The 19,158-nt window shown below is 69.8% G+C and carries 17 protein-coding genes and 2 tRNA genes; 15 read left to right on the forward strand and 4 right to left on the reverse strand.

The features are described 5' to 3' along the window. Window positions 1-182: 182 nt before the first annotated feature. The 6 genes from gyrB (at window position 183) to AB0E24_RS12800 (ending at window position 7,668) form a co-directional block, all read left to right on the forward strand. Entirely contained in the window at window positions 183-2,213 is a 2,031-nt protein-coding gene (gyrB, locus tag AB0E24_RS12775) for a DNA topoisomerase (ATP-hydrolyzing) subunit B (protein ID WP_069861235.1), read from the forward strand. Window positions 2,214-2,255: 42 nt separating this feature from the next. Next, window positions 2,256-4,880, forward strand: a complete 2,625-nt coding sequence (gene gyrA / locus AB0E24_RS12780) for a DNA gyrase subunit A (protein ID WP_079258286.1) — start codon at window positions 2,256-2,258, stop codon at window positions 4,878-4,880. 3 nt (window positions 4,881-4,883) lie between these two features. Then, window positions 4,884-5,648, forward strand: coding sequence for a DUF3566 domain-containing protein (locus tag AB0E24_RS12785; RefSeq protein WP_435865272.1), 765 nt, complete (start codon window positions 4,884-4,886; stop codon window positions 5,646-5,648). Between the two features lie 61 nt (window positions 5,649-5,709). Then, window positions 5,710-5,783, forward strand: a tRNA-Ile gene (locus tag AB0E24_RS12790). Window positions 5,784-5,974: 191 nt separating this feature from the next. Next, window positions 5,975-6,109, forward strand: coding sequence for a DLW-39 family protein (locus AB0E24_RS12795; protein WP_003958712.1), 135 nt, complete (start codon window positions 5,975-5,977; stop codon window positions 6,107-6,109). A gap of 203 nt (window positions 6,110-6,312) precedes the next feature. Next, window positions 6,313-7,668: a hypothetical protein gene (locus AB0E24_RS12800; RefSeq protein WP_359376587.1), complete on the forward strand. Its 1,356-nt coding sequence runs from the start codon at window positions 6,313-6,315 to the stop codon at window positions 7,666-7,668. A gap of 199 nt (window positions 7,669-7,867) precedes the next feature. Here the strand turns inward: AB0E24_RS12800 and AB0E24_RS12805 are convergent, their stop codons facing one another. Further along, window positions 7,868-9,637, reverse strand: coding sequence for a serine/threonine-protein kinase (locus tag AB0E24_RS12805; protein WP_359376590.1), 1,770 nt, complete (start codon window positions 9,635-9,637; stop codon window positions 7,868-7,870). Window positions 9,638-9,682: 45 nt separating this feature from the next. After that, window positions 9,683-10,228, reverse strand: coding sequence for a helix-turn-helix domain-containing protein (locus tag AB0E24_RS12810; RefSeq protein WP_069861242.1), 546 nt, complete (start codon window positions 10,226-10,228; stop codon window positions 9,683-9,685). A 118-nt stretch (window positions 10,229-10,346) separates the two neighbouring features. Here AB0E24_RS12810 and AB0E24_RS12815 point away from each other — a divergent pair. Both AB0E24_RS12815 and AB0E24_RS12820 read left to right on the forward strand, forming a co-directional pair. Then, window positions 10,347-10,419, forward strand: a tRNA-Ala gene (locus tag AB0E24_RS12815). A gap of 187 nt (window positions 10,420-10,606) precedes the next feature. After that, window positions 10,607-11,764 (forward strand): response regulator, encoded by a 1,158-nt coding sequence (locus AB0E24_RS12820; protein ID WP_069861244.1) that lies wholly within the window; start codon window positions 10,607-10,609, stop codon window positions 11,762-11,764. A 160-nt stretch (window positions 11,765-11,924) separates the two neighbouring features. On the opposite strand, the gene AB0E24_RS12825 is transcribed toward AB0E24_RS12820, so the two are convergent. After that, window positions 11,925-12,647 (reverse strand): DUF5324 family protein, encoded by a 723-nt coding sequence (locus tag AB0E24_RS12825; protein ID WP_100806753.1) that lies wholly within the window; start codon window positions 12,645-12,647, stop codon window positions 11,925-11,927. Window positions 12,648-12,943: 296 nt separating this feature from the next. Between AB0E24_RS12825 and AB0E24_RS12830 the strand changes: the two genes are divergently transcribed. Together AB0E24_RS12830 and AB0E24_RS12835 are read left to right on the forward strand one after the other, a co-directional pair. Beyond that, complete coding sequence (locus tag AB0E24_RS12830) at window positions 12,944-13,477, forward strand: peptidylprolyl isomerase (protein WP_069861444.1); 534 nt, start codon at window positions 12,944-12,946, stop codon at window positions 13,475-13,477. A 111-nt stretch (window positions 13,478-13,588) separates the two neighbouring features. Then, a complete protein-coding gene (locus AB0E24_RS12835) occupies window positions 13,589-14,467 on the forward strand; it encodes a rhomboid family intramembrane serine protease (protein WP_359376593.1) in 879 nt (292 codons plus the stop codon). A gap of 335 nt (window positions 14,468-14,802) precedes the next feature. Here AB0E24_RS12835 and crgA read toward each other — a convergent pair whose 3' ends face one another. Continuing rightward, complete coding sequence (gene crgA / locus AB0E24_RS12840) at window positions 14,803-15,060, reverse strand: cell division protein CrgA (RefSeq protein ID WP_069861250.1); 258 nt, start codon at window positions 15,058-15,060, stop codon at window positions 14,803-14,805. 145 nt (window positions 15,061-15,205) lie between these two features. On the opposite strand from crgA, the gene AB0E24_RS12845 reads away from it, so the two are divergent. The 5 genes from AB0E24_RS12845 (at window position 15,206) to AB0E24_RS12865 (ending at window position 19,129) form a co-directional block, all read left to right on the forward strand. Then, window positions 15,206-15,976 (forward strand): DUF881 domain-containing protein, encoded by a 771-nt coding sequence (locus AB0E24_RS12845; RefSeq protein WP_359376597.1) that lies wholly within the window; start codon window positions 15,206-15,208, stop codon window positions 15,974-15,976. Window positions 15,977-16,032: 56 nt separating this feature from the next. Then, window positions 16,033-16,710: a class E sortase gene (locus AB0E24_RS12850; protein ID WP_069861255.1), complete on the forward strand. Its 678-nt coding sequence runs from the start codon at window positions 16,033-16,035 to the stop codon at window positions 16,708-16,710. Window positions 16,711-16,779: 69 nt separating this feature from the next. Next, entirely contained in the window at window positions 16,780-16,971 is a 192-nt protein-coding gene (locus AB0E24_RS12855; RefSeq protein WP_159398929.1) for a hypothetical protein, read from the forward strand. Then, the gene (locus tag AB0E24_RS12860; RefSeq protein WP_359376601.1) at window positions 16,968-17,618 is read left to right on the forward strand and encodes an aminodeoxychorismate/anthranilate synthase component II; all 651 of its coding nucleotides are present in this window, start codon (window positions 16,968-16,970) and stop codon (window positions 17,616-17,618) included. The genes AB0E24_RS12855 and AB0E24_RS12860 overlap by 4 nt, the downstream gene beginning before the upstream one ends. Then, on the forward strand, window positions 17,615-19,129 hold the full coding sequence (locus AB0E24_RS12865; RefSeq protein ID WP_359376603.1) for a class E sortase: 1,515 nt from the start codon (window positions 17,615-17,617) through the stop codon (window positions 19,127-19,129). The genes AB0E24_RS12860 and AB0E24_RS12865 overlap by 4 nt, the downstream gene beginning before the upstream one ends. Window positions 19,130-19,158 lie beyond the last annotated feature (29 nt).

Raw genomic sequence — 19,158 nt, forward strand, 5'->3', positions numbered from 1 at the left:
GCATATGGGGAGTCGGCGGCGGGCGGTTCAGGGCGGCACATGCGGACTCAGGCGCCAGCAAGCCCCCATTCTTGTCGGCGCTACCGGTAGACTGGGGCCGTACACCGTCGCCGCTGGCGCACCGAGCGCTTGCGGACACATGTTGAACGACGCAGCCGCTCCCGCCTGTCCGGAGACGGCTCGTGCTGTGCCAGAAAGGGCGCTTCGTGGCCGATTCCGGCAACCCCATCGAAAACATCCCGTCCACGCCCGATGACGAGGCACTTGCTTCGCCGTCGTACGACGCCAGTGCGATCACCGTTCTGGAGGGGCTGGAGGCGGTCCGCAAGCGACCCGGTATGTACATCGGTTCCACCGGTGAGCGCGGCCTGCACCACCTCGTCCAAGAGGTCGTCGACAACTCCGTCGACGAGGCCATGGCCGGTCATGCCGACAGCATCGAGGTCACGATCCTCGCCGACGGCGGCGTACGCGTCGTCGACAACGGCCGTGGCATCCCCGTGGGCATCGTCCCCTCGGAGGGGAAGCCGGCCGTGGAGGTCGTGCTGACCGTGCTGCACGCGGGCGGCAAGTTCGGCGGCGGCGGCTACGCCGTCTCCGGCGGTCTGCACGGCGTCGGCGTCTCCGTCGTCAACGCCCTGTCGTCGAAGGTGTCGGTCGAGGTCAGGACGGACGGCTACCGCTGGACCCAGGACTACAAGACGGGAGCGCCGACCGCGCCCCTGGCCCGGAACGAGGCCACGGAGGAGACCGGCACCACGGTCACCTTCTGGGCGGACCCGGACGTCTTCGAGACCACCGAGTACTCCTTCGAGACGCTGGCCCGGCGCTTTCAGGAGATGGCGTTCCTCAACAAGGGGCTGTCGATCTCGCTCACGGACGAGCGCGAGGCCCATGTGGACGAGGAGGGCAAGCCGCTCTCCGTGAAGTACCACTACGAGGGCGGCATCGTCGACTTCGTCACCTACCTCAACTCCCGCAAGGGCGAGCTGGTCCACCCCACGGTGATCGGCTTCGAGGCCGAGGACAAGGAGCGGATGCTCTCCCTCGAACTCGCGATGCAGTGGAACGCGCAGTACACCGAGGGTGTCTACAGCTTCGCGAACACCATCCACACCCATGAGGGCGGCACCCACGAGGAGGGCTTCCGCGCCGCGCTGACGTACCTGATCAACAAGTACGCGCGCGACAAGAAGCTGCTCCGGGAGCGCGATGACAACCTTACGGGCGAGGACATCCGCGAGGGCCTGACCGCGATCATCTCGGTCAAGCTGGGCGAGCCACAGTTCGAGGGCCAGACCAAGACCAAGCTGGGCAACACGGAGGCCAAGACCTTCGTCCAGAAGATCGTCAACGAGCATCTCGCCGACTGGCTGGACCGCAACCCCAATGAGGCGGCGGACATCGTCCGCAAGGGGATCCAGGCGGCCACGGCCCGCGTCGCGGCCCGTAAGGCGCGCGATCTGACCCGCCGCAAGGGGCTGCTGGAGACCGCGTCGCTGCCGGGCAAGCTGAGCGACTGCCAGTCCAACGACCCGGCGAAGTGCGAGATCTTCATCGTCGAGGGTGACTCCGCCGGCGGCTCGGCCAAGTCCGGCCGTAACCCGCAGTATCAGGCGATCCTCCCGATCCGAGGCAAGATCCTCAACGTCGAGAAGGCCCGGGTCGACAAGATCCTCCAGAACAACGAGGTCCAGGCGCTGATCTCCGCCTTCGGCACCGGGGTGCACGAGGACTTCGACATCACCAAGCTCCGCTATCACAAGATCATTCTGATGGCGGACGCCGACGTCGACGGCCAGCACATCAACACCCTGCTGCTGACCTTCCTCTTCCGCTTCATGCGCCCGCTGGTCGAGGCGGGCCATGTCTTCCTGTCCCGTCCGCCCCTCTACAAGATCAAGTGGGGCCGGGACGAGGTCGAGTACGCATACTCGGACCGGGAGCGGGACGCGCTGATCCAGGCCGGCCGTGAACAGGGCAAGCGCATCAGGGACGACTCCGTCCAGCGCTTCAAGGGTCTGGGCGAGATGAACGCCGAAGAGCTGCGAGTGACCACGATGGACCAGGACCACCGCGTCCTCGGCCAGGTCACGCTGGACGACGCGGCACAGGCCGACGACCTGTTCTCGGTTCTCATGGGTGAGGACGTCGAGGCACGGCGCTCGTTCATCCAGCGCAACGCCAAGGATGTCCGCTTCCTCGACATCTGAGTCGGCCCCCAGCCGCAGACGACAGAAGGATTTTGACCAGCAATGGCCGACGAGAACACCCCGAACACGCCCGACGACCAGACCCCCGACGAGCTCGCCGAAGGCGCCGCCCTCCGCGTCGAGCCGGTCGGCCTCGAGACGGAGATGCAGCGCTCGTACCTCGATTACGCGATGAGCGTGATCGTCAGCCGTGCGCTGCCCGACGTCCGGGACGGCCTCAAGCCGGTGCACCGCCGGGTGCTGTACGCGATGTACGACGGCGGGTACCGCCCCGAGAAGGGCTTCTACAAGTGCGCCCGCGTCGTCGGCGACGTCATGGGCACCTACCATCCGCACGGTGACTCGTCGATCTACGACGCGCTGGTGCGGCTGGCCCAGCCGTGGTCCATGCGGATGCCGCTGGTCGACTCCAACGGCAACTTCGGCTCCCCGGGCAACGACCCCGCGGCGGCCATGCGGTACACCGAGTGCAAGATGGCGCCGCTGTCGATGGAGATGCTCCGGGACATCGACGAGGAGACCGTCGACTTCCAGGACAACTACGACGGCCGTAACCAGGAGCCGACGGTCCTGCCGGCCCGCTTCCCCAACCTGCTGATCAATGGCTCGGCGGGGATCGCGGTCGGCATGGCCACCAACATCCCGCCGCACAATCTGCGCGAGGTGGCCGAGGGCGCCCAGTGGGCCCTGGCCAACCCCGAGGCCACGCAGGAGGAGCTGCTCGACGCCCTGATCGACCGGATCAAGGGCCCGGACTTCCCGACCGGGGCGCTGGTCGTCGGCCGTAAGGGCATCGAGGAGGCGTACCGCACCGGGCGCGGCTCGATCACCATGCGCGCGGTGGTGGAGGTCGAGGAGATCCAGGGCCGGCAGTGCCTGGTGGTCACCGAGCTGCCGTACCAGGTGAACCCGGACAACCTCGCGCAGAAGATCGCCGACCTGGTGAAGGACGGCAGGATCGGCGGCATCGCCGACGTCCGCGACGAGACCTCCTCGCGCACCGGCCAGCGCCTGGTCATCGTGCTCAAGCGGGACGCGGTCGCCAAGGTGGTGCTCAACAACCTCTACAAGCACACGGATCTTCAGACCAACTTCGGCGCCAACATGCTGGCGCTGGTCGACGGTGTGCCGCGCACCCTCTCGCTGGACGCGTTCATCCGCAACTGGGTCACGCACCAGGTCGAGGTCATCGTCCGCCGGACGCGTTTCCGGCTGCGCAAGGCCGAGGAGCGGGCGCATATCCTGCGCGGTCTGCTCAAGGCCCTGGACGCGATCGACGAGGTCATCGCGCTGATCCGGCGCAGCGACACGGTCGACACCGCGCGCGGCGGCCTGATGGGGCTGCTGGAGATCGACGAGATCCAGGCCAACGCGATCCTGGAGATGCAGCTGCGGCGGCTGGCCGCCCTGGAGCGTCAGAAGATCATCCAGGAGCACGACGAGCTCCAGGCGAAGATCAGCGAGTACAACGCGATCCTCGCCTCGCCGGAGCGGCAGCGGCAGATCATCAGCGAGGAGCTGACCGCGATCGTCGAGAAGTACGGCGACGACCGGCGCTCCAAGCTGGTCCCCTTCGACGGCGACATGTCCATCGAGGACCTGATCGCCGAGGAGGACATCGTCGTCACGATCACGCGTGGCGGCTATGTCAAGCGCACCAAGACCGAGGACTACCGCTCGCAGAAGCGCGGCGGCAAGGGCGTGCGCGGGACGAAGCTGAAGCAGGACGACATCGTCTCCCACTTCTTCGTCTCGACCACCCACCACTGGCTGCTGTTCTTCACCAACAAGGGCCGGGTCTACCGGGCGAAGGCGTACGAGCTCCCGGACACCGGACGCGACGCGCGCGGCCAGCATGTGGCGAATCTGCTGGCCTTCCAGCCCGATGAGAAGATCGCGCGGATTCTCGCCATCCGGGACTACGAGGCGGTGCCGTATCTGGTGCTGGCCACCAAGTCCGGGCTGGTGAAGAAGACCCCGCTGAAGGACTACGACTCGCCCCGCTCCGGCGGTGTGATCGCGATCAACCTCCGGGAGATGGAGGACGGCCGCGAGGACGAGCTGATCGGTGCCGAGCTGGTCTCCTCCGAGGACGATCTGCTGCTGATCAGCAAGAAGGCGCAGTCGATCCGGTTCACGGCGACGGACGATTCACTGCGGCCGATGGGGCGCGCGACCTCCGGTGTGAAGGGCATGAGCTTCCGCGAGGATGACGAACTCCTCTCGATGAATGTGGTCCGGCCCGGTACGTTCGTGTTCACCGCCACGGACGGTGGGTACGCGAAGCGGTCCAATGTCGATGAGTACCGCGTCCAGGGGCGCGGCGGTCTCGGGATCAAGGCAGCGAAGATCGTCGAGGACCGTGGTTCCCTGGTCGGGGCGCTGGTGGTCGAGGAGACGGATGAGATCCTCGCCATCACGCTCAGCGGTGGCGTGATCCGTACCCGGGTCAATGAGGTCAGGGAGACGGGCCGTGACACCATGGGCGTCCAACTGATCAACCTGGGTAAGCGCGATGCCGTCGTGGGCATCGCCCGGAACGCCGAGGCCGGTCGTGAGGCTGAAGAGGTCGAGGAGGAATCCTCGTCCGGGAACGTGGCAGCCGAGGAGGCCGCGTCCGAGGCGGCCGAGGGCACAGCGCCCCCGGCCGACGAGACCGAGGAGTAAGTCGTGAGTGGAGCCACGGGTGCCGCGGGCGGCGGTGCGGACGCCGGAGGGCGTCCGGGACCGGGAGCCCCGACTTCGGTGGGCGGCACCGCCGCTGGGGAAGGCGCCCGTGGCCCGGCCGGGGAGTCCGCCGTGACGGAGACCCGGAAGCTGCGGCCGCAGCGCGATCCGCACCCCCAGTACGCCAGCCCGCTCCCCAATGAGCGCCCCGCCCCCTCCCAGCCCGCGCAGCCGTACCACCCGCCGCAGGCATACGCCCCGCCGCCCGGCGGCGGGGCCGGACGGGGCGGTTCCGGGGTGCCCGGGCAGTCGGCCCAAGGCGCCCAGCAGGGGCACCAGCAGGCCGCCACGGGCGTCCGGCGCCCCCGTACGTCCGCGGGGGCCCGTCAGGCGCCGCGGACCCGTAAGGCGCGGCTGAGGGTCGCCAAGGTCGATCCGTGGTCGGTCATGAAGGTCAGCTTCCTGCTGGCGATCGCGCTGGGCGTCTGCACGGTGATCGCGGTGGCGGTGCTGTGGGTGGTCATGGACGCCATGGGCGTCTTCAGCGCGGTGGGCAACACCATCAGCGATGCGACGGAGTCGCAGAAGGGCAGCGGGTTCGACCTGGAGTCGTTCCTGTCGCTTCCGCGTGTCCTGGGGTTCACCGCGATCATTGCCGTGATCAATGTGGTGTTGGCGACCGCGCTGGCCACGCTCGGGTCCTTCATCTACAACCTGTCGGCGGGCTTCGTGGGCGGCGTCGAGCTGACCTTGGCCGAGGACGAGTAGCGGCCCGCCGATACCGATTTTGGGACGGGGCAGGTGGTGCGCTAATCTTTCGGTGCAGCGCGGGGCTATAGCTCAGACGGTTAGAGCGCTTCCCTGATAAGGAAGAGGCCACAGGTTCAAGTCCTGTTAGCCCCACCGTCGCGATCAGCCTGGATGGAGATCTTCTCCGTCCAGGCTGATGTCGTATGAGGGCCGGGAGTTGATCCCCGGTTCCTTCCCGATTTCTCACCTGCCAATGCCGGTCATAGGTCACCGATCGGTATCGGTCGGTGTGTATCATCGGGCGCCAGAGGTCCCCTACGTCAAGAAAGAGACGAGGTAGCGCAGTGAAGAAGCTGCTCCTGGTCGCACTGGCCGCCATCGGCGGGCTCCTCGTGTACCGCCAGATCCAGGCGGATCGCGCCGAGCAGGATCTGTGGACGGAGGCGACCGACTCCGTGCCCGCAGGCTCGGGTGTGTGAGCCCCTACGACAGTCCCGATACGGGGCCCCGACCGCTGGAGTGGTCGGGGCCCCGTCGGCTTTACTGGCGCCTGACGGGGAAGTCGCGGGGGCGTCGGGGACGGGATGTCGGGGGGCCTTCGTGTTTCACTCTCGCAAACGAATAGCTTGCACAGGCAAAGTTGAACGGGCTGACCGGCCGGTACGACGAGGAGTGACGCGCGATGAAGGACCGCCGCAAGGTCAGGGCCGGTCTCGCCGCGGCGGTGGCGCTGTGCGCGGTGGCCGCGGCACCGGGGACGTCCCTCGCCGACGGTGCCGCCGGGGCCCGGGCGTACGAGACCCGCGGCACCCGGATAGACGGCGCCGAGGGTGAGACGGGCGCCCCCTCCCTCGCGGCCGGCCGCACCTATGTCGACAGCATCGGGCCGGGCGAGAAGCGGTACTACGGCGTGACGCTCGACACGAAGTCGGCCGCCTATGTCTCGGCGGTCGCGGCACCCCGGCCGGGGGCGGAGGTGGCCTCGTACCGCGACGGTGTGAAGGTGACGCTGGAGAGCCCTGACGGGGCCATCTGCGGCACCGCCTCCCCGAAGGTCGAGACGAGTGGCGTCGCCTATCCCCTGGCCGACTACGCCTCCCGCCAGACGGACTCCGGCCCCGCCTCCTGCCACCAGGCGGGGCGCTATGCGGTGACGGTGGAGCGCCAGGACGGATCGCCGGACCCGGAGCGCTGGCCCATGGAGCTCCGGCTGATGGTGGAGCCACCCGTGAAGGGCGGGGCCACCGGAGCGGCCCCGGAGGGGAGTTCGAGCACACCGCCGCCCGAGCCGCCGGAGGGCACGGCCTGGCCGAGGAGCGGCGGACGCGGCTTCACCGACGCGCCGACCCTGGGGACCGGGGTGTGGGGGGACGAGATCACGCCGGGGGAGACGCACTTCTACCGGGTGCCCGTCGACTGGGGCCAGCGCCTCTCCGCCGTCGCGGAAATGTCCGCCGACGGCAAGGACCAGAGCACCCGTCTGCTCGACCGCGCACTGTCGATGCACGCCTACAACCCGGCGCGCGGACTCGCGAAGCGCGGCACCCCCGCCGCACAGGACGGCGAGTCGCCCCGCACCCAGGTGACCACCGCGCCGGTGGCCTACGGAAACCGGTATGCGAACACCGGCTCCACGGTCCGCGCGATGAGCTTCAGCGGCGGGTACTTCCTGGCGGTCACCCTCAACCCGCCACAGGTGGCACCGCATCTGAACACCTCGGTGCCGGTCGTCCTGCGGGTGCGGGTCGCGGGCGCCGCGCGCGGCGGGCCCAGCTACGACAAGGACCCGGTCGAGGCGGGGTTCGGGCTCACGGCGGCCGACCGGCGGGCGGCCAAGCGCCATCCGGACGCCGCGGCGGACGACGACCGGATGGAGGGGCCCGGCTCCGGCATCGCCGACTCGAAGGCCGCGCTGCGGGTGGTGGGGTACGCGGGCATCGGCACAGGGACGGCCCTGGTGCTCGGGCTCGGCGTGTGGACGTACGCCGCCAGGCGCCGGGCCTCGTCCCAGCGGTACGGGCCGCCGTCGGGTTGGTAGTTGGGGTCTGTTCGGCGGTTGGGGTCTGTTTGGTGCCTGGGGTCTGTTTGGTGGCTGGGGTCTGCCTGGTGGCCGGGGCCTGTTTGGCGGCTCGGGTCTGTTCGGTGGCCGGGGCCTGATTTCTCCGGGGCGTGTCGCGGGGCGCCGTCAGCGGGGGCGTCGTCAGGGGGCGTCAGAGGGCGTCAGGGGAGGGCGCTGTTCAGCCCGAGGCGACGAGCGCCCATGCGCCGACGGCGAAGCACAGCGCCGCGACGATCAGGATCGAGAGCGTCGCCCTCCGGGACGGCCCGGGGCGTCGCCGGGTCGCGACGGGAACCTGCGGCCGCTCGGCGGTGTATGGACGAGTAGAAGGGAAATCACGCGGGGGCGGCGTCGGCGTCGGGGTCGGAGTCGGCGTGGGTGTCGGCGTCGGTGTCGGAGTCGGCGAGGGAGCCGCGGTCGGATGGGGAGCGGGGGTGGGCGTATGCGGGTGCGCATGCTGCACCGGCTGTACGGGGTGTGGGGGCTGCTGTGCGTGGTGCGGATGGTGCACGGGCGGCTGTGCCGGTGGGAGCGGGGCCGCCGTCGAAGGGGTCGGCGGGGCCAGCGGGTGGGGTATCGACGGCTGCTGGACCGGCGGGGGTGGAGTCGCGGGCTGGGCGGCCGGTGGCGGGGGCGTCGGTGTCGGCGGGCCCGCGGGCTGGGGCGGTGGGGTCCGGTTCAGGGGCGCCTGGGCGTACGGGGGCCCGGTGTACCGGACTTCGGAGGACGGAGCCCCGGGAGACCCAGGAGCCCCGGGCGTATGGGTGTGCGGAGTGCGGCCGGGCGTGGCCTCGGGGCGCGAGGCCCGGTCGGACGGGGTCTGCGGGAGCTGTGGCTGGTCGTTCCGGGGGAGCGGTGGCGGGAGGGTGAAGCTGCCGGTGTCGGACATGGACGGCTGTGGAGTGGCCGGCTGAGGAGGAGCCGCCTCACCGGCGGGCTGCTGGGGCGGGTCCGCTTGGGCGGCGGGGGCCGCGCCGACGGCGGGGGCCGTCTCGGCGGTGGACTGAGGTCCGGACGGCGCCGAGCCGTTCCCCTGGGGCGGGTCGGCCTTCGCATGGCGGCGGCGCGGCCGGGTCGGGCCTTCGGGGCCGAACCCGGTGGGCAGCGGCCCGAGATGGTCGAAGACCTCGATGGCCTCGTCGTCCAGGTCGGCCTCGGGCAGCAGATCGATCGCTGTCGCCAGCGCCTTCCGCGCTCCCGTGGCGGTGCGGAAGCGGTTCTCGGGGTCCGGTTGCAGCAGGCCCGCGATCACCTGCCACAGCGGTTCGGGCACGTCCGTGGGCGCGTTCGGCACCCCCTGTTCGAACAGCTTGACGAGCGCCTCCCCGTCCGGCTTGTGCCCGGTGAGCAGATAGAGCGTCACCAGCCCGACGGCGAAGAGGTCGGCGGGGAAGTCCGGGTCGTCGCCCATCATCTGCTCGGGCGCGAAGTAACCAGGCGTGCCCATCACGTAGTTGGCCTCGGTGAGGCGCGGCTCGCCCTTGGTCAGCGCGATGCCGAAGTCGCCCAGCCGGACGTGCGGCCGGCCGGTCCCGGTGGACTCCAGCAGGATGTTCGCGGGTTTGATGTCCCGGTGCACCACACCCTCGGCGTGCACCGCGGCCAGTCCGGCGAGCAGCTGGTCGAGCAGTGTGCACACATAACGGGGCGGCAGCGGGCCGTAGTCCCCGATGAGATGGGCGAACGAACCGCCGCCCACCAGGTCCATGGTGAACAGCACCTTGTCGTCGTCGGCCGCCCAGCTGGCCGGTGCCAGTACATGGGGGTGATCGATCCGCAGGGCCTGTTCCCGGACGAAGCGCAGCAGTGTGTGGGCATCGCGTTGCTGGAGCACCTTCGCTGCCACGTACCGTCTGCGGCGATGGTCCCAGACGCGCCATACGGCGCCCACCCCTCCACGCCCGATCGGGTCCACCAGCTCGTACCGGCCCGCGAAGATCTCACCCATCGCGCCGTGCCCGCCCCGTCATCGACTCGTCAGCAGTTCAGCCCGTCAGCTCTGGTGCGCCTCATAGTGGGCGACCGCCTCGGCGGTCCGCCCGGCGCCGTACACACGGAGAAACTCTGCCAGCTCGGGGTGGGTGGGGGCGAGGGAGTCGGCGGCATCGATGATGTCTCCCGCGGCCGACACGGACCTCAGCAGCGACTGGATCTCTCGCACCACTCGCCTTACGGTCGGGGCGCCCGTGCTCGCCGTGGTCTGGGTGGAGTTGAGGACGGAGCCGCCCGCGGACTTCTTGATCTCCTCCATGCGCTCGGCCGCCTCGGCGGCGCTGACCCTGCCGTCCGCCGCCTGACTGGACAGCTCCTGGAGCGCCTGTACCCGCTGGACGACCGCGGGGTTGCCGATTTTGGCTCGCTGGCCGCTCATGAGCTGCGAGAGCATGGGCGCGGACAGACCGAGGACGGCGGCGAGACGTGCTTGGTTGAGACCGAGATCGTCGATGAGACGGCGAAAGAGCGCCCCCAGCGGCTCCCCGTACCAGCTGCGCTGAAGCTCCCGTGCGCGCGCGGTGGCATCCTGCTGTGTTGCGTCCATCTCGCTCTCCCCTTCGCTTCGCTGCCGCGAATCTTGCGTGGCATCCTACGGAGAGGTCTACGCGCGAGCGATACCCGGTCGGGAATGGTGGTCGGTACCGGGTATCCTGATCGGCGAAGGGGCCTTAGCTCAGTTGGTAGAGCGCCGTCTTTGCATGGCGGATGTCAGGAGTTCGACTCTCCTAGGCTCCACCTCCATCGCCAGCCGGGACACCGTGATCGGTGTCCTGGCTGTTTCGTTTCGCCCCTGATATCGGTGTTGCCACTCCTGTCAATACCCGGCGCAACACCCTCGGGATGCTCCAGGGTGTTTCCCACAACTCGGGCAGATCGCCCGGGAGTCGTCTGATCGGCGCAGGCCGCCGTACAGGGGGACACGATGGGTGAACTGCATCCGCTGGGCGAGAACCTGCCCGAGGAGTGCCGGGTGTTCGCGGTGGAGCTGAGGAAGCTGTTCCTGGGGCTGGGGATCTCGGTGCGCAGATACGCGGTGCGCAGGCACCGGGACCCGAGCACCGTCTCGCGGTTTCTGAACGGCACCCGCATCCCGCCGTGGGAGTTCGTCTTCGATCTGTTCACCGATCTCGCCGCGCGGCGGGGCGTCGCTCCCACCCCCGCCGCCATCGAGCTGGTGCGGGAGCTGCACCGGGCCGCGGTCCGCACCAGCCGCTCCCCCGGGCACGCCATGGAGATCCTCCAGATCCAGCTGGCCGACGCCGACCGGGACGCGCGGGTTTCCATGGCGCACCAGGACGCGCTGGGCGAGGCGCTGCTGGACCGCAAGCACCGCATCGCCGATCTCGAGGTGCGGCTGAACCAGGCCGAGGCGGCATGGGCGACGGAGCGTGCCCGGGCGGACGCGCTGGAGCGGGACCTCCCGGACCGGGACGAGCTGCTCAAGGAGCGGGATCTGCTCCAGCAGGAGGTGCGGCGGCTGGCCGAGGAGCTGGAGGAGGTGCGGCTGCGGGGGCGGCGGGCGGAGGAGCGCTGCCTGGTCCTGGAGCGGCAGCTGGCCATGGTGGAGTCCCAGCCTCCGGTCGTGGTGCCACAGCCGAAGGAGGCGCCCGAGGGTCCGGAGGGGCCCGCGGCGCCCAAGCGGGGCACGGGCCCGCGGCCGAAGATCCTCGTGGTGGACGACCAGCAGAACAATCTGCTGGCCATGGAGGCCGTGCTGGCCACGCTCGACCAGGAGCTGGTGACCGCGACCTCCGGACAGGAGGCACTCAAGGCACTGCTCGACCACGATGACTTCGCGGTGATCCTGCTGGATGTGCAGATGCCCGAGATGGATGGCTATGAGACGGCGGCCCATATCAAGCGGCGTTCTCGCAACCGCGACATCCCGATCATCTTCCTCACCGCGATGGGCGCCGATCCCGAGCACTCCTCGAGGGGGTATGCGGCCGGTGCGGTGGACTACATGGCCAAGCCGTTCGACCCCTGGGCGTTACGGGCCAAGGTCTCGGTCTTCACCGAGATCTTCCTGGAGCGGAGGCAGCGCCGTTCCCAGGGGGAGGACCCGGCGGACTGGGACTGAGCCGGGGGCTGGTGCGGAAACCGCACGCGGCGTGGAGACGGCGCGGGGCGGTGAGACGGGGCGAGGGGCGGGAGATCCCTTGATCTCCCGCCCTCGTGGAAGGCCGCGCCGGGCGCTCGCCGTGGAGGGCCGCGCCGGGCGCCCTGTGCGGCGGCGCCGTTCAGCGCTCGTCGTCCCTGCGGGCCTGGGCCTCGGCCTGCTTGGCCCGCACCTCGGGGTCGAGGGTGTTCTGGTCGCTGCCGTCCACCGCCGATAGCCGCTCGCGGTCGCCTACCTCGGTCGCCGCCGGGGGCTCGACCAGCCAGTCGGGGTTGGCCTGCCTGTCCCACCACTTCCAGGCGGCGTAGACGGCCGCGCCCACCAGCCCGATGAAGGCCGCCCGCTTGGCGACACGGGCGGCCCGGGCCCGGCGGCGGTGCTTCCTGGCCAGCTTCTCGATCTCCGCGGCCGTCACATGGGTGCGCAGCGCCGCGATGGCCGCGCCCGTGCGGACGGCCGCCTCCTCGCGCGCGGGTCCGGCGACGGCGCGCATCCCGGCCATCGCCTGCTCCATCCGCGGTGCGGTGTAGTGGGCGGCGTACCGCGCCGCCTTACGGGTGCGCTTGGCGGCCCGTGTGGCGGCCTGGTCCACCTTCGGCGGCAGGGTGCCTCGGGCCTGGTTGAGCCGTGGCGCGACATGGGCGTGGTACTGGGCACCGGCTGTGCACCGGGCCTGGTGCGCCGCGGTCGAGACCTTCGGCGCCAGCCGTACGCGGGCCTCGTACGCGTAGCGCGCCGCGGTGTCCTTGGCCGTGCCGGCGTAGGGTGCCACCGCCTCCGCGGCGTGCAGGACACTGCCCTTGGCCGTGCCGGTCGCGGCTCGCACGCTGTCAATGCGGGTCACGGGATCCTCCTCCTCGGTGGCGTGGTCAAGCTCCGGGGTTCAGAGTCGTGCGTTTTCCTCGCGCGCTCTATTTGCCCAGTTTCGTGTTTCCATCCCAAGAAAGATCATGCCTGTTTGTGGAGATCATGCCCCTTGGCGGCGCGGTCAGCATGTGTGAACGGGCATCCGGGTCATAGGGAGGATTCTCGGTGAAACCGCCCGGGTTGGCGCGCCCGGCGGCGCCTCCGCGGCTACTCGTCGGCGTTGCGTCCGTGCGAGGATCAGGAGACGGAAGTGAAAACGATGGAAGGTTGATCGTGGCCGAGCAGCTTTACGCCACCCTGAAGACGAACAATGGCGACATCGTGGTCCGGCTGCTGCCGAACCACGCCCCCAAGACGGTCAAGAACTTTGTTGAACTGGCCGAAGGCAGTCGCGAGTGGACCCACCCGGCCACTGGCAAGAAGGCCAAGGAGAAGCTCTACGACGGCACCGTCTTCCACCGGGTGATCAGCGGTTTCATGATCCAGGGCGGCGACCCGCTGGGCAACGGGACCGGCGGCCCCGGCTATGAGTTCGGTGACGAGTTCCACCCGGACCTGGCCTTCAACAAGCCGTACCTGCTGGCGATGGCCAACGCCGGCCCGGGCACCAACGGCTCGCAGTTCTTCATCACGGTCGCCCCGACCGCGTGGCTGACCGGTAAGCACACCATCTTCGGCGAGGTCGCCGACGAGGCCAGCAAGAAGGTCGTCGACGCGATCGTGGGCACCGCGACCAATCCGCGCACCGACCGTCCGCTTCAGGACGTCGTCATCGAGTCGGTCGTCGTGGAGACCCGCGAGGGCTGAGCGCGTCGGGGAACTTTCATGCCCCGCTTGTCCGTGTGAACAAGTGTCCGTGTGAACAAGCGGGGCGGGGGAACGCCCGATCAGAAGTGGAACAAGGGGCGAGGGGACACCATGGAGGACCAGGCGGTCTGCTGCTACCGGCACCCCCAGCGGGAGACCGGCATCACCTGCACCCGCTGTGAGCGCCCGATCTGCCCCGAGTGCATGATCAGCGCTTCGGTGGGGTTCCAGTGCCCTGAGTGCGTGAGCGGACGGGTGTCGTCCGGGGCCTCGGCCGCCGGTCCCCCGCCGAGTGCCGCACGGCCGCGCACACTGGCCGGCGGCACGATGACGTCGGACCCCCGGCTGGTCACCAAGATCCTGCTCGCGATCAATATCGCGGTATGGCTCGCGGTGCTGTCCCTGGGCGACCGGCTGGTGAACGATCTCGACCTGGTCGGCCGTGCCTACGACCCGGGCACGGTGCAGATCGTCGGTGTCGCCGAGGGCCAGTGGTGGCGCCTGGTGACCTCGGTCTTCCTGCACCAGCAGCTGATGCACATCGCCTTCAACATGCTCTCGCTGTGGTGGATCGGCGGCCCGCTGGAGGCCGCGCTCGGCCGCGCCCGCTTCATCGTGCTGTACGCGCTGTCGGGGCTTGGCGGCAGTGCGCTGTCGTATCTCCTGGCCGCACAGAACCAGCCGTCGCTCGGCGCCTCCGGCGCGATCTTCGGTCTGCTCGGCGCCACCGCCGTGCTGATGCGCCGGCTGAACTACGACATGCGCCCGGTCATCGCACTGCTTGCGCTGAATCTGCTCTTCACCTTCACCTGGTCCGGAATCGCCTGGCAGGCCCATGTCGGCGGCCTGGTCGCGGGCACGGTGGTGGCGTACGGGATGGTGCACGCGCCCCGTGACAAGCGGGCGCTGGTGCAGCGCGGGACCTGTGCCCTGGTGCTGCTCGCGATCGTCGCGATGGTGTGGATCCGGACGGTGCAGCTCACCGGCTGAGCGGAGTGGTCGGCCGGTGAGCGGCGGGCCATGCCGGACGTCCGCCCACAGTGCCGTGGACGGTTCCCGACGATCTCCGATGACCTGAACCGGGCCGGACCCGCTCAGTTGTCCACAGCGAGTGGTGGATCTTAGGCAACCTGTGGAGAACCTGCGGACGCCCCCCGACTGACCTGCGTTTTCGCAGGAAGGCGGGGGTATGAACGATCGAACAGACGCCCGTCGCCGGTCACACCGGCGTCAACACGGCAGAGGTTATCCACAGATCTTCTGAGTTTTCCCCGGCTGTGGATAACTCTGTGGACAACCTGGGGACGACCCTGAGGACAGCCAGGTCACTTCCACTGGGTGGAGACGACGAAGCCCGCGGCGATGAAGCCGAAGCCGACGACGATGTTCCAGTTGCCCAGTGACTCGACCGGCATGTCCCCCGTGGTCACGTAGAAGATGACGATCCACGCGAGGCCGATCAGGAACATGGCCAGCATCAGCGGTGCCACCCACCGGCGGCCGCTGCTCAGATTGATGCTGGCTGCCTGCTTCGCGGGCGGCGGCGTGAAGTCGTCCTTCTTGCGGATCCGTGACTTCGGCACGAGGAACTCTCCTGTCGATGCGCTGCGTGACCGCGCGGGGATGTGTACGGACGGCGCCGGGGCGGGACAGCGACGGGGACCACGTCCCTCCCCCACACGTCGGTTAGCGTAGTCCTTCCGCGGCGTCGTAAGGAGTAAGGGTACGTTGAGCAATTCCGCTGACTCCCCCACCCCGGCGTCCCGCCACCCCCGGTTCCGGCCTGTGCGGCTGCTCACGGGAGCGGTTTTCGCACTGGCCGGAGTGATCTTCTGGACCAGTTTCAACACAGCCCAGGGCACCAATCTCCGCAGTGATGAATCGATGCTGCGGCTCTCCGATCTTATCCAGGAGCGCAGCCGTAAGAACGGCACCCTGGGCGAGAGCACCGCCAAAATACGCTCCGAGGTCGACGCCCTCGCCCGGCGGGACAACGGCAGCACCGAGGCCGAGCGCCGCAAGCTGGCCGCCCTGGAGGAGACCGCCGGCACCAGGGACCTCTCCGGCTCCGGGCTCACCGTCACCCTCACCGACGCCCCGCCCAACGCCACCCCGAAGATCCCCGGCGTCCCGGACCCCCAGCCCAACGATCTCGTCATCCACCAGCAGGATCTCCAGGCCGTGGTCAACGCGCTGTGGCAGGGCGGCGCCAAGGGGATCAAGGTCATGGACCAGCGGCTGATCTCCACCAGTGCGGTGCGCTGTGTCGGCAACACCCTGATCCTCCAGGGCCAGGTCTACTCCCCGCCCTACAAGGTCACCGCCGTGGGTGACCGGGGCAAGCTGAGCGCCGCCCTCTCCGCCTCGCCCGCGATCCAGAACTACCGCAGCTATGTCGACGCGTACGGCCTCGGCTGGAAAGTCGACAAGCACGACACGGTGACTCTTCCCGGCTACTCCGGCACAGTGGATCTGCACCAGGCACAGCCCATCGGATAGCGCCGGCGGACACCGGTAGGCGTCACCGGGACGGCGGGAGCGGACAGTGGGGGCCGATGAGAACGCGGCTGATCGTCAGAACGCTCAGTGAGATCTGTGTCACCGTCGGAGCTCTGATCGTTCTTCTGGTGGTCTACGTCCTCTACTGGACCTCGGTACGGGCCGACCGCGCCATGGACGGCGAGATCGACCACCTCCAGGACCGCTGGGCCACCGGCACGGTCTCCGCCGGTGCCGAACCCTCGTCCGAGCCGCGCCGCTATGAGCCCGGCGCCTCCTTCGCGATCATGTACATCCCGCGCTTCGGCGCCGACTGGGCCAAACCCGTCCTCGAGGGCACCGCCACCGGCACCCTGAAGAAGGGGCTCGGCCACTACTCCCGCACCGCCCGCCTCGGTGCCCTCGGCAACTTCTCCGTCGCCGGGCACCGCCGCACCTACGGCGACCCCTTCAAGGACTTTCCCCAGCTGCGCCCGGGTGACGCGGTGGTGCTGAGCGACGGCACCACCTGGTTCACCTACCGGGTCGACCGGCGGCCCTACCGCACCCTGCCGACCGACACCGGGGTGATCGATCCGGTGCCGCGAGCCTCCGGTTTCCGGCGCCCCGGCCGCTATCTCACGCTGACGACCTGTGAGCCGGAGTGGGGCCACAGCCACCGTCTGATCGCCTGGGCACACCTCGACGCGACCCAATCCGTAGCCCAAGGCAAGCCCAAGGCTTTGTACAGCTGACCCTCCGGCCCCACCCCTCGACCCTTACTCTGGTGCTGCACTCCGGTGCTGCAATCGACTTCGTCATCGGTGAGTAGGGATGGCATGTACGGCTGGATCTGGCGGCATCTGCCGGGTAACGCATGGATGCGGGCGCTGATTTCGCTCGTGCTGGTGCTGGCGATCGTCTTCGTGCTCTTCCAGTACGTCTTCCCCTGGGCGGAGCCCCTGTTGCCGTTCAACGACGTGACCGTCGACCAGGGAATGGCGGGTCCGCGATGAGCACGCGCATCCTGGTCGTCGACAACTACGACAGCTTCGTCTTCAACCTCGTCCAGTACCTGTACCAGCTCGGCGCCGAGTGCGAGGTGGTGCGCAACGACAAGGTCTCCCTGGCCCACGCCCAGGACGGCTTCGACGGGGTCCTGCTGTCCCCCGGGCCCGGCACCCCTGAGGAGGCCGGGGTCTGCGTCGACATGGTGCGGCACTGCGCGAGCACCGGCGTACCGGTGTTCGGCGTCTGCCTGGGGATGCAGTCCATGGCCGTCGCGTACGGCGGAGTCGTCGGACGGGCCCCGGAGCTGCTGCACGGCAAGACCTCGCTGGTGACCCACGAGGGGGCCGGCGTCTTCAGCGGGCTGCCCTCGCCCTTCACCGCCACCCGCTACCACTCGCTGGCCGTGGAACGGGGCACCGTGCCCCCGGAGCTGGAGATCACGGCCTGGACGGAGACCGGTATCGCCATGGGGCTGCGCCACCGTGAACTGCGCGTCGAGGGCGTCCAGTTCCACCCCGAGTCGGTCCTCACCGAATGGGGCCACCGAATGCTCGCCAACTGGCTGTTGGAGTGCGGGGACACGGATGCCGTGGGGCGGTCCGCGGGGCTCGCCCCGGTGGTCGGGGCGGTCGGCGGTAAGGCCGGCGAGTGACCGGACCGCGCCACGAGCGCGAGGGCGCCGCCCGTGGCGCCCGGGAGCCCGCCCCGTACGCGTCGTACGGGGCTCATGAGCGGCACGCCGCCCATGACGCCTATGGCGCCCACGGCTCCCATGCCGCCCATGGGGGCCCGGAGGCGTTCGCGGCGGCTGCGGAGGGTCCTGGAGACTCGCTGACCGGCCCGTCGGCCGATTCGCTGCCGGACTCCGTCCCGTCCGGGCCCACGGGGCGCACCACGGGCACCGCGTCGCTCTCCGTGCCGCCGCCCACCGGCCGCCGACGGCGCGCCCGCCCGGCCTCCACCGGCCCTGAGGAGGCCGCTGAGGCGGCCGGGCCGCCCACGGGGCGCCGACGCGCCCGCGCGGCCCCCTCAGGGCCCTCAGGGCCCGCACACGCCCCCCAGGCGCCCGGACGGGACGCCCAGGGGTCGTCCTCGGGCCGAGGCCCCGGCCCAGGCTCCGGCTCCTTCTCCGGCGAGCCGTCCGCACGCGTCCCCGATGCCGCGGAGACGGCCGTCCTGCCCCCGGTGAGGCCCCGGGGCGACGACGAGACGGTCGCCCTGCGCGCCGTGGACGCGCACCCCGCCGACCAGACCGTGATGCTGCGCAAGGTCGAGCCGGACCGGGACGCCGACCCCACGACCCCGCCCGGCGGCCGGGCCGCCCGCCGTAAGGCCGCCCAGGGGGTCGGGAAGCGCGCCGGACGCCATGGCTCCCGCGCCCGGCGCGGCACGGCGGAAGCGGACGACGGGCGGCTCGCGGAGGGCGCGGGGGGTGCCCGGCCCCGCACCCGTATGGAGGCCAAGCGCGCCGCGCGGGCGAGCAAGGACAGCCCCGGGGTGGTGGCGAGCCGGGTGGTCGGCGAGCTGTTCATCACGCTCGGCGTGGTGATGCTGCTCTTCGTCACCTATCAGCTGTGGTGGACGAACATCCGTGCCCATCAGCAGGCCAATGGCGCCGCGAACAACTTGCAGAAGAAGTGGGACGAGAGCGGCGACAACCGGGACCCGGGCACCTTCTCCCCCGGGCAGGGGTTCGCGATCCTCTACATCCCCAAGCTGGATGTGAAGGCCCCGATCGCGGAGGGCATCGACAAGCACAAGGTCCTCGACCGCGGCATGGTCGGCCACTACGGCAAGAGCCCCCTGAAGACCGCGATGCCGTGGGACAAGAAGGGCAACTTCGCGCTCGCCGGGCACCGCAACACCCATGGCGAGCCGTTCCGCTACATCAACCGCCTCAAGCCCGGCGACGAGATCGTCATCGAGACGCAGAGCCGGTACTACACCTATGCGATGAGCAGCATCCTGCCGCAGACGCCGCCGTCCAACACGGGCGTCATCAAGCCGGTGCCGCCCGGCTCCGGATTCACCGGACCGGGCCGATACATCACGCTGACCACCTGCACCCCGGAGTTCACCAGCACTTACCGGATGATCGTCTGGGGCAAGATGGTCGACGAACGGCCGCGTAGTAAGGGAAAGCCGGACGCGCTGGTCGAATGAGCGGGTACAGCCGGGAAACCAGAAAAAGG

The organism is Streptomyces malaysiensis subsp. malaysiensis (assembly GCF_040653035.1).
Lineage (GTDB): Bacteria > Actinomycetota > Actinomycetes > Streptomycetales > Streptomycetaceae > Streptomyces > Streptomyces malaysiensis.